Annotated in this window: 11 protein-coding genes; 6 read left to right on the forward strand and 5 right to left on the reverse strand. The window is 51.6% G+C overall.

The window, feature by feature from the left end:
* The first annotated feature begins 38 nt into the window (after window positions 1-38).
* From AC128V_RS02005 to AC128V_RS02015, 3 genes are read left to right on the forward strand one after another with little or no spacing between them, the layout of a single operon-like run.
* On the forward strand, window positions 39-542 hold the full coding sequence (locus tag AC128V_RS02005) for an isochorismatase family protein (RefSeq protein WP_482763009.1): 504 nt from the start codon (window positions 39-41) through the stop codon (window positions 540-542).
* Window positions 539-1459, forward strand: coding sequence for a D-isomer specific 2-hydroxyacid dehydrogenase family protein (locus AC128V_RS02010; protein ID WP_482763010.1), 921 nt, complete (start codon window positions 539-541; stop codon window positions 1457-1459). The genes AC128V_RS02005 and AC128V_RS02010 overlap by 4 nt, the downstream gene beginning before the upstream one ends.
* A complete protein-coding gene (locus tag AC128V_RS02015; protein ID WP_482763011.1) occupies window positions 1459-2067 on the forward strand; it encodes a LysE family translocator in 609 nt (202 codons plus the stop codon). Before AC128V_RS02010 ends, AC128V_RS02015 begins: the two co-directional genes overlap by 1 nt.
* On the opposite strand, the gene bcp is transcribed toward AC128V_RS02015, so the two are convergent.
* Window positions 2064-2531: a thioredoxin-dependent thiol peroxidase gene (bcp, locus tag AC128V_RS02020; protein WP_482763012.1), complete on the reverse strand. Its 468-nt coding sequence runs from the start codon at window positions 2529-2531 to the stop codon at window positions 2064-2066. The genes AC128V_RS02015 and bcp overlap by 4 nt on opposite strands.
* 38 nt (window positions 2532-2569) lie before the next feature.
* On the opposite strand from bcp, the gene AC128V_RS02025 reads away from it, so the two are divergent.
* From AC128V_RS02025 to AC128V_RS02035, 3 genes are read left to right on the forward strand one after another with little or no spacing between them, the layout of a single operon-like run.
* Window positions 2570-3169: a LysE/ArgO family amino acid transporter gene (locus tag AC128V_RS02025; RefSeq protein ID WP_482763013.1), complete on the forward strand. Its 600-nt coding sequence runs from the start codon at window positions 2570-2572 to the stop codon at window positions 3167-3169.
* Window positions 3170-3209: 40 nt separating this feature from the next.
* Window positions 3210-4349: a MalY/PatB family protein gene (locus tag AC128V_RS02030; RefSeq protein ID WP_482763014.1), complete on the forward strand. Its 1140-nt coding sequence runs from the start codon at window positions 3210-3212 to the stop codon at window positions 4347-4349.
* 9 nt (window positions 4350-4358) lie between these two features.
* Window positions 4359-4799, forward strand: coding sequence for a SprT-like domain-containing protein (locus tag AC128V_RS02035; RefSeq protein WP_482763015.1), 441 nt, complete (start codon window positions 4359-4361; stop codon window positions 4797-4799).
* On the opposite strand, the gene AC128V_RS02040 is transcribed toward AC128V_RS02035, so the two are convergent.
* From AC128V_RS02040 to crtI, 4 genes are read right to left on the reverse strand one after another with little or no spacing between them, the layout of a single operon-like run.
* Window positions 4796-5650, reverse strand: coding sequence for a prenyltransferase (locus AC128V_RS02040; RefSeq protein ID WP_482763016.1), 855 nt, complete (start codon window positions 5648-5650; stop codon window positions 4796-4798). The genes AC128V_RS02035 and AC128V_RS02040 overlap by 4 nt on opposite strands.
* Window positions 5647-5946, reverse strand: a complete 300-nt coding sequence (locus tag AC128V_RS02045; RefSeq protein WP_482763017.1) for a lycopene cyclase domain-containing protein — start codon at window positions 5944-5946, stop codon at window positions 5647-5649. The genes AC128V_RS02040 and AC128V_RS02045 overlap by 4 nt, the downstream gene beginning before the upstream one ends.
* Window positions 5931-6239, reverse strand: a complete 309-nt coding sequence (locus tag AC128V_RS02050; RefSeq protein ID WP_482763018.1) for a lycopene cyclase domain-containing protein — start codon at window positions 6237-6239, stop codon at window positions 5931-5933. Before AC128V_RS02050 ends, AC128V_RS02045 begins: the two co-directional genes overlap by 16 nt.
* Window positions 6236-7798, reverse strand: coding sequence for a phytoene desaturase family protein (crtI, locus tag AC128V_RS02055; RefSeq protein WP_482763019.1), 1563 nt, complete (start codon window positions 7796-7798; stop codon window positions 6236-6238). Before crtI ends, AC128V_RS02050 begins: the two co-directional genes overlap by 4 nt.
* Between the last annotated feature and the right edge of the window lie 164 nt (window positions 7799-7962).

The following is a 7962-nucleotide window of genomic DNA, read 5'->3' on the forward strand; positions in this document are numbered from 1 at the left end:
CATTGAGCAATAGGCTGGAGAGGTTCGAAAGGCAATTCATGTCCAAAGCTCTGATGATCGTTGATGTTCAGGTCAGCCTGTTTTTGGGCCCTTGGCCAGTACCAGGTGCTTCAGAACTCCTGCAACGGATCGGTGACCGGCTATTGAAAGCTCGCCTCGAGGGCGAGCAGGTCATTCACGTTCAAAACGATGGTCCAGCTGACGAGATGGATGCTCCAGGGGAGCCTTGGTGGGAGCTAGTGCTTCACCCCAAAGACAATGAGCTTGTGGTTCGAAAGACCACCCAAAGTGTTTTTGAGTCAAACCCAGACCTTGCCGCTGTTCTTAGAGCCAAAGGCATAACCGAGCTGGAGTTTGTAGGAGTGCAGTCGGACATGTGTCTAGGTGCTTCAGCTCGCGAAGCACACGAACTAGGTTTCAAGATTTCGGTAGCGAGAAACATGCACGCCACCTATGACGGTGGCTACCCAGGATCGGAAGACCCAACCCCTGCATCAGAGATCTCTGATCGAATCCAGCGAGAGCTCGAAGTACTCAAATGAACAATTTCGTAGCCCTAGAGCCCAAGCAGTTTCCCTCCTATCTCGAGGCGATTGAATCTGCCGGTGCGAAGGTTGTGCCGGTTAGTCCTCAGGTTAAAGCACTGGTCTGGACTGACTACGCGAATCCTCAAGGATTAGCTGATCTATTGAAGTCAAACCCGCAGCTTGAGTGGGTACAGCTTCCCTTTGCCGGCGTCGATGCCTTTAGCGAGATAATTCACTCAGATCCAGTGTTCACATCGGCCAAGCGCTCTTATTCTGAGCCGGTCGCAGAGCATGCTTTGATGCTTTGCATGGCGCTTGGGCGCATTCTTCCCGAGCGGATTCGGGCTAAGAGCTGGGGCAAAAAGCACGCCGATTCGCTATTTGATGCCGAGGTTCTCCTGATCGGTGGCGGCGGAATATCGGAGCAGCTTGCTGAGTTCCTGATTCCCTTTAGATCGAAGGTGACTGTTGTCAGAAAGCGTCCAGAGCAGCCATTCGCGGAGAGTTTCACCGGCAAGGTTGTGGGCTTTGAGAATCTCGATCAAGAGCTTCCAAAGGCTCAGTTTGTGGTTCTGGCTTGCGCGCTTACGGATGAAACTAGATTCCTATTCAACCGCGAGCGTTTTTCTTTGATGCGAAGTGACTCCTACCTTGTGAACATTGCCAGGGGAGAGGTAGTAGACCAAGAAGCTTTGCTTGAGGCATTGGCATCTGGGCAGATCGCTGGTGCGGCAACAGATGTCACCTACCCGGAGCCGCTACCTGAAGGCCATCCAATGTGGAGTGAGCCAAGACTCATCATTACCCCTCACACTGCTGACACCTTGACGCAGATAACCAGTCTTCTCTCTGAGCGCTTGCGGGTGAATGTGAGTGCTTGGTTAGCTGGCGGTCCGTTGACTGGCGTCGTGGACAAAGCGCTGGGCTACTAGTGGATTTTGGAACCTGGGTCCTTTACGCGGCAGCTGCCGTTGGATTGTCTTTGACGCCCGGCCCTAACGGTTTACTTGCCCTAACCCATGGAGCGCTTTACGGAACCAAGAAAACCCTGGCCACCATCTTTGGTGGCCTGCTCGGTTTTGCTGTGGTGATCGGCATGAGCATGTTTGGTATTGGTGCCCTGCTCCAGGCGTCAGCTGAGTTACTAACCGTTTTGAAGTGGGTTGGTGGTGCCTACCTGGTTTGGCTTGGCATTCAGGTCTGGAGATCTGAGCCATTGGGGATTGCCGATACCGCAAGCCGAACCAGCCTTGGCTCATCAAAACTCTTCAGTCAGGGCTTTCTATCGGCAGTCACCAACCCAAAGGGAATCCTGTTTTTCGTGGCATTTTTGCCGCAGTTCATTGATCCCAAAGCTTCGTTGTTTTTGCAGTTTGTGATTATGGCTGCAACGTTTGTATTCGTCGAGTTTTGGTATGAACTGATGGTTGCAACTTTGGCTGATCGAATTCAGCCATGGCTAAAAAGAGTAGGCAAAAACTTCAACCGAGTATTCGGCACGGTATTTATGGCAATCGGAGTGCTGCTACCGCTTCGTTAGAAACCAAGCTGCTTTCTAAGCATCTCGATGTGTCCCTTGGCCTTCACGTTGTAAAAGACCTGGGAGAGTACACCCTTCTCATCAACCACGAAGGTTGAGCGAATGGTTCCCATGTAGGTCTTGCCATACATGCTCTTCTCGCCGTATGCGCCATAGGCAAGCTGAACCGCGTTGTCTGGGTCACTCAGTAGCTCAAAGTTCAGGCCTTCTTTGTCCTTGAACTTCTTTAGTTTCCCTGGCTCATCAGGAGAGATTCCCAATACGGTGTAGCCGGCGGACTTGAGCGAGTTGATGTTGTCTCTAATCTCGCAGGCCTGGGTGGTGCAGCCCGGGGTAGAGGCGGCAGGGTAGAAGTAAACAACTACCTTCTGTCCCAGGGCGGAAGCCAATGAAATCTCTTGGCCGTCCTGGTTCTTGAGTGTGAACTGGGGTGCCTTGGCACCAATTACTAGCGTTGAAGTCATGAGGAAAATAACTTTGTAAGCCCCGATACAATTCCCACATGTTCGCATCCGTTGCTGGCTTCTTCACTGGCCTCTCACTGATTATTGCTATCGGCGCTCAAAATGCCTATGTGCTGAGGCTTGGATTGATGCGTCACCATGTGTTTGCTGTTGTGCTTTTTTGCGCAGTTTCAGATGCAGTTTTGATCATTGCGGGAGTGGCTGGACTCGGTGCTGTCATCCAACAGCTCCCGTTACTTCTTGAAGTCTTCCGATACGCAGGAGCTGCCTACCTGATTTGGTTCGGTATCGGTGCTCTTCGCAGAGTAATCAACCCAAAGACCCTAGAGGCGCAAGGCGAATCTTTCCCGCTAATCAAAACCTTGGGCACAATGGCAGCCCTCACCTGGCTAAACCCCCATGTTTATCTGGACACCGTCATTCTTCTAGGCTCGATCGGAAACCAATTTCAACCAAATCAGTGGTGGTTTGCCCTCGGAGCTGCCACCTCAAGCTTTGTTTGGTTCTTTTCTTTAGGTTATGGAGCAAAGCTTTTGTCTAGATACATGGCATCCGTTCGGTTCTGGCAGGTGCTGGATATTGCCATCGCTGCGGTTATGTTCACGATCGCCGGAACATTACTTTTTAGTTCGCTGTAACTAGGCGGCTCAAGTTTGATAAATCGGGCATAATCAAAGAGTGAACCCAGACAGTTTTGGCAATTTTGCGAATCGCACCAGCTCAAAGTGGCGCAGGTTCCCTGAGGATGTTCTTCCAATGCACGTTGCAGAGATGGACTTTGATGTCGCGCCCGCCATTCGAGATCGAATCAAGGACCTAGCAGACCGCTCCGACCTTGGTTACACCGGCCCAGTTCCGGAGGTTGCTCAAGCATTTGAGGCATTTGCACTAAACCGCTGGGGTTGGCAGATTGCACCTGAACAGCTAAAGCTTGCTACCGATGTTGGAGTGGCAGCAGTTGAGATTTTGCGAGTGCTGACAAAGCCTGGCGACAAGGTTTTGCTGAACAGCCCGGTCTACTCCAGTTTCTATCACTGGATCGAAGAGGTTCACGCTGAGGTGGCGGATGTTCCATTGGTGCTCAAAGGTGATGACTGGGTTTTAGACATCTCAGGTCTCGAGAACGCATTCAAAAACGGTGTGAAGGTTTACCTGCTTTGCTCGCCTCAGAACCCGGTGGGCCGAGTTCACAGCGCCAAGGAACTTACCAAGATTGCCGAGCTTGCAGACCAATACGGCGTCACCGTGGTGAGCGATGAGATTCACGCTCCTCTTACTTGGGTGCCATTCACCCCTTACCTTGCCCTAGGCCCAGCGGCTCAGCGCACTGGCGTCACTATTTCTTCGAGTTCAAAGGCTTGGAATGTTGCCGGGCTCAAGGCTGCTTTCTACATCACGCAGGGGTCCGAGGTTCAAGCTCGGCTTAGGGCACTGCCCGAGGCTATGCACTGGCGCACCTCGCTGATTGGTGCATTTGCGATGGAGAGTGCCTACTCGGATTCTGTGCAGTGGCTTGATGATGTTGTTGAGCAGATCCAGGAGAACCTAGGCTTCTTCCAAAATGAGCTTTCCCAGAAACTTCCGAAGGCAAAGTTCTTCAATATGGAGAGCACCTATTTGGTATGGGTCGATCTATCTGGATACAAAGTGGAAAAAGTCCAGCATGTGCTCTTGCAGCAGGCCAAGGTGGCGGTGGTACCGGGGAACGATCATGCCCCCGGAGATCAATACTCGAACTTCATTCGATTCAACATCGCTGCATCAAAAGCAAGAATCAGTGAGGCCATCTCGCGAATCTCAAAGGTTCTCGAGGGCTAATCTTGTCTCGTGTTTGACCAAGTAAACCAGTTAGCCCAGCAGCTGTTTCAGCAGCATGGGCTGGTCAATTATTCGTTTGGGTTCGATAGGGCAATACGCCGAGCCGGGCTTTGTAACTACTCTCAAAAGCGCATCACCATCTCAAGGCACCTAGTTGAAGCTGGAGATATGCACGTGGTGGAGCAGGTTTTGCTTCATGAAATTGCCCATGCCCTAACCGGACAGGCAGCCGGTCACGGCAGAATCTGGAAGGCAAAAGCTAGCGAGCTTGGCTACCTTCACCAAAGAATCGATGGCACGCCACTTGCCAAACAGGTGGCAAAGTACAAAGGGGTATGTCCAGGTGGTCACGAGCACTTTCGCTCTCGTCAACCAGCAAGAATGCTCAGCTGCAAACTCTGCGCACCGAGTTTTTCTCGCCGCTACCTAATCACCTGGAGCGAGAACTAAGCGCTTGGTCCAATCAGTAGCGAGCAGATCACAGCACCGGCAAAGAAGTTCAGCCAAATAAACACTTTCCAACCGCGGTTGGCTCGCTCGCAATTCTGATCGGTGATGTTTAGCTCTCTGCCAACCACAAACAGGTATGGAATTGCCGCCAAGGCCGCAAAGGCAAAGCGATCCGGCAGGCTCAAGGCCAATACTCCGGCCACGATGTAAACACCAAAGGCGAATCGGGTGGTAAGTCTTGCACCCAGTGCGGTGGCAATAGATGCAATCTTTGCCTCGCGATCTGCCCGCACGTCCTGCACCGCACCAAACGCGTGAGAGGCCATGCCCCAAATCAAAAACGCAGCAATGCCGATCAGCAGGGAACCGGTGATCTCAACCTGAGCGATTGCTAATCCAACCAGCAGGGGGCCAACAAAGTGCCAGCTGCTGGTTAGCGAATCTAAAAATGGAATCTCTTTGAACCTAAGTCCCTTGACGCTGTATGCCACCACTGCAAATAGCGTCAGCCACAACCAAAAAGTTGCATTTGGATTCACAAATGACAGCGCTATCGCAAAGGGGGTCGCAATTCCAAATGCCAAGATCAGCGTGAGGCGGTGGTATTTCGGATCTAGCAGTGCTCCTTCGATGCCACCTTTTCTAGGGTTTCGAAGATCGCTCTCGTAGTCAAAAACATCGTTTACGCCATACATCAAAAAGTTGTAGGGGATTAGAAAGAAAAAGCTTCCCAGCCAAAAGATCCAATCGATCTCTCCGGTTGAGAAGAAGTAAGCAGCACCAAATGGGAAAGCGGTGTTGACCCAGGAGATTGGCCTGGATGCCACAAACAGTTTGGCTACAGCGCTCACTTCTTCCTTCCCAATAGTTCCCAGGTAAGTGGAATCAAAACCAATCCAACCAGTGTGTAGGAGAAGTCCTCAATCGGTGCAACCCCAAGTTTTACACCTGAAATCAGAGCTTCGTCATAGCCGACTATCCCAAACAGGATTATCAAGTTATCAAAAATAAAAGTCATCACGAGCGTAAGTGCGGCTGCAAGACCAAGTGCCTTTAGGTTCAGACGCTTTCTCAAAAGCAGCGCTAGCACGCCGAAGAACAAAAACGGTGGCAGCGCGATGCTCAAATAGCTCAACTCTTGCGCCATTTTGCAAACCCTAAGTAGGCGATCAGGATGGTGTAGCTCAAAAGAGTTAGGAAAAACACTTCTTCGATTGGAAGTTCCGGTGCAATCGTCACGCCGGTTAGGTAAGGACCCTGACCTCGGAAAAATATGCCCTGGGCAATACCGACCAGGTCCCAAATCAAAAACACGGTGACAGCTACCGCAATAGTTATCGCAGTTCTAACGGGCTGCGAAAACAGCGCTAGCTTGTGCTTGAAATCAATTAGCCCCATTCCCAACAGGGAAACGGTTAGGGCCGCAAGATAAAGGATCAAGCCAAGCCTTTCCAGACCTTGACTGGCTTTAGCTCACCCTTGATAGGGCCTGCGCTTCTGTCGTCGGTTAGGTGCTTGTAAACCAGCTCGGCACCAATTAGGCACATCGGCAAGCCGATGCCTGGAATGGTGTTGTGGCCAACGTAGAAAAGGTTCTTGAGTTTTTTGGAGTAGTTCTTAGGCCTGAAGAAAGCACTTTGACGCAGAGTGTGGGCCATGCCAAGTGCGGTGCCGTTCCATGCATTGAGCTCATTTTGGAAATCACGCGGTCCCATGGTCTTTCGAACCACGATGCGCTCCTTGAGGTCCGGAATTTCACACCAGGTGGCAATCTGGTCAATTACCTTGTCAGCTGCCTGCTCAAAGCTTTCGTCTCCGGAGCCACCAATGCCGACGTCCGCTGCAGCTGGAACCAAAACGAAGATGTTCTCCATGCCTTCGGGCGCGACAGTCGAGTCAGTCTTGGAAGGGTTGCAGATGTACAAGCTGGCTGGATCTGGAACCTCTGATTTGCCATCAGCCTTGCGGAACACCTTGGCAAAGTTCTTGCCCCAGTCTTTGGTGTACAACAGCGTGTGGTGACTGAGCTGGTCGATTTTTCCCTTGACGCCTAAGTACATCAATAGTGCCGAAGGTCCTGGAACGCGCTTGTCCCACCAGGACTGCGGGAAGGACTGGTGTTTACGCTCTAGCAACTTGGTCTCGACAAAGTGCAGGTCGGCGCTCGCCACCACCACGTCGGCGTGATACTCAGCCGCACCGACCTGAACCCCAACGGCCTTGCCGTTTTCGGTCAGGATCTTGGTTACTGGAGACGAGGTGTGAATTTCAGCGCCGTGGGTTCTAGCAAGGCCAGCAATAGATTCAATCAGGGTGTAGAAACCACCCTGCGGGTAAAAGACGCCCTGATTCATATCCACATGTGTCATCAGGTGATACATGCTCGGGGTGTTGTAAGGAGATGCGCCCAAGAACACCGCAGGGAAATTAAGCATCTTCTTCAGGCGGTCATCTTTTACAAACTGCCCGGAGAAGTCATAAAGCGATGTGGTCAAAAGCTTTACAAACTTGCCAAGCTTCGCAAGCACCTCAGGGTGCAGAAATGACCTTAGGTCTTTGAAGTTGGTGTACAAAAAGTGCTTGATCGATAACTCATAAGCCTCTTGGGCGCTGTCTAGGTATTTCTGGAGCTGCTCACCGCTGCCAGGTTCAATCGACTCAAACATCGCCTTGATCTCTGGGAGCTTTTCGCTCATGACCAGGCGATCGCCAAGACCTTCATTGCGAGTCTGGTAGGCAGGGCTTAGACGAACCAAATCCAGTTCATTGTCCGCTGTGGTGCCCATCAGGTTGTAAAACTGCTCGAAGGCATCCGGCATCAAATACCAGCTCGGACCCATATCGAATCTGAAGCCATCCTTTTCCCAGAGGTAAGCGCGACCGCCAAGGCCTTCTCTACCCTCGAAGAGCTTCACTTGCATGCCGGCCTTAGCCAACAGCGCTGCGGTCGAAAGACCTGCAATGCCACCACCAATTACGATTGCGGTTTTTTGGCTCATGGCTTTGCTCCTAAGAATGATTTGACTACCAGCGACAACTTTTTGAAGTTGCCAACGCTGATACGAGTCTCAATCAACTTGGTGGCTTGGGTATTTCCAATTTTGTGGTTTAGCTCGGTAAACAAAAGTTGCGCTGCGGTAACCGCAGCCCTGGCGGATTTTGG

This window comes from Aquiluna sp., from assembly GCF_965064355.1.

What these genes read in the sequence shown, in the direction of transcription:
- AC128V_RS02005 (WP_482763009.1), top strand. Translation starts at nt 39, where the DNA reads ATGTCCAAAGCTCTGATGATCGTTGATGTTCAGGTCAGCCTGTTTTTG.
- AC128V_RS02010 (WP_482763010.1), top strand. Translation starts at nt 539, where the DNA reads ATGAACAATTTCGTAGCCCTAGAGCCCAAGCAGTTTCCCTCCTATCTC.
- bcp (WP_482763012.1), bottom strand. Translation starts at nt 2,531, where the DNA reads ATGACTTCAACGCTAGTAATTGGTGCCAAGGCACCCCAGTTCACACTC.
- AC128V_RS02025 (WP_482763013.1), top strand. Translation starts at nt 2,570, where the DNA reads ATGTTCGCATCCGTTGCTGGCTTCTTCACTGGCCTCTCACTGATTATT.
- AC128V_RS02045 (WP_482763017.1), bottom strand. Translation starts at nt 5,946, where the DNA reads ATGGCGCAAGAGTTGAGCTATTTGAGCATCGCGCTGCCACCGTTTTTG.
- crtI (WP_482763019.1), bottom strand. Translation starts at nt 7,798, where the DNA reads ATGAGCCAAAAAACCGCAATCGTAATTGGTGGTGGCATTGCAGGTCTT.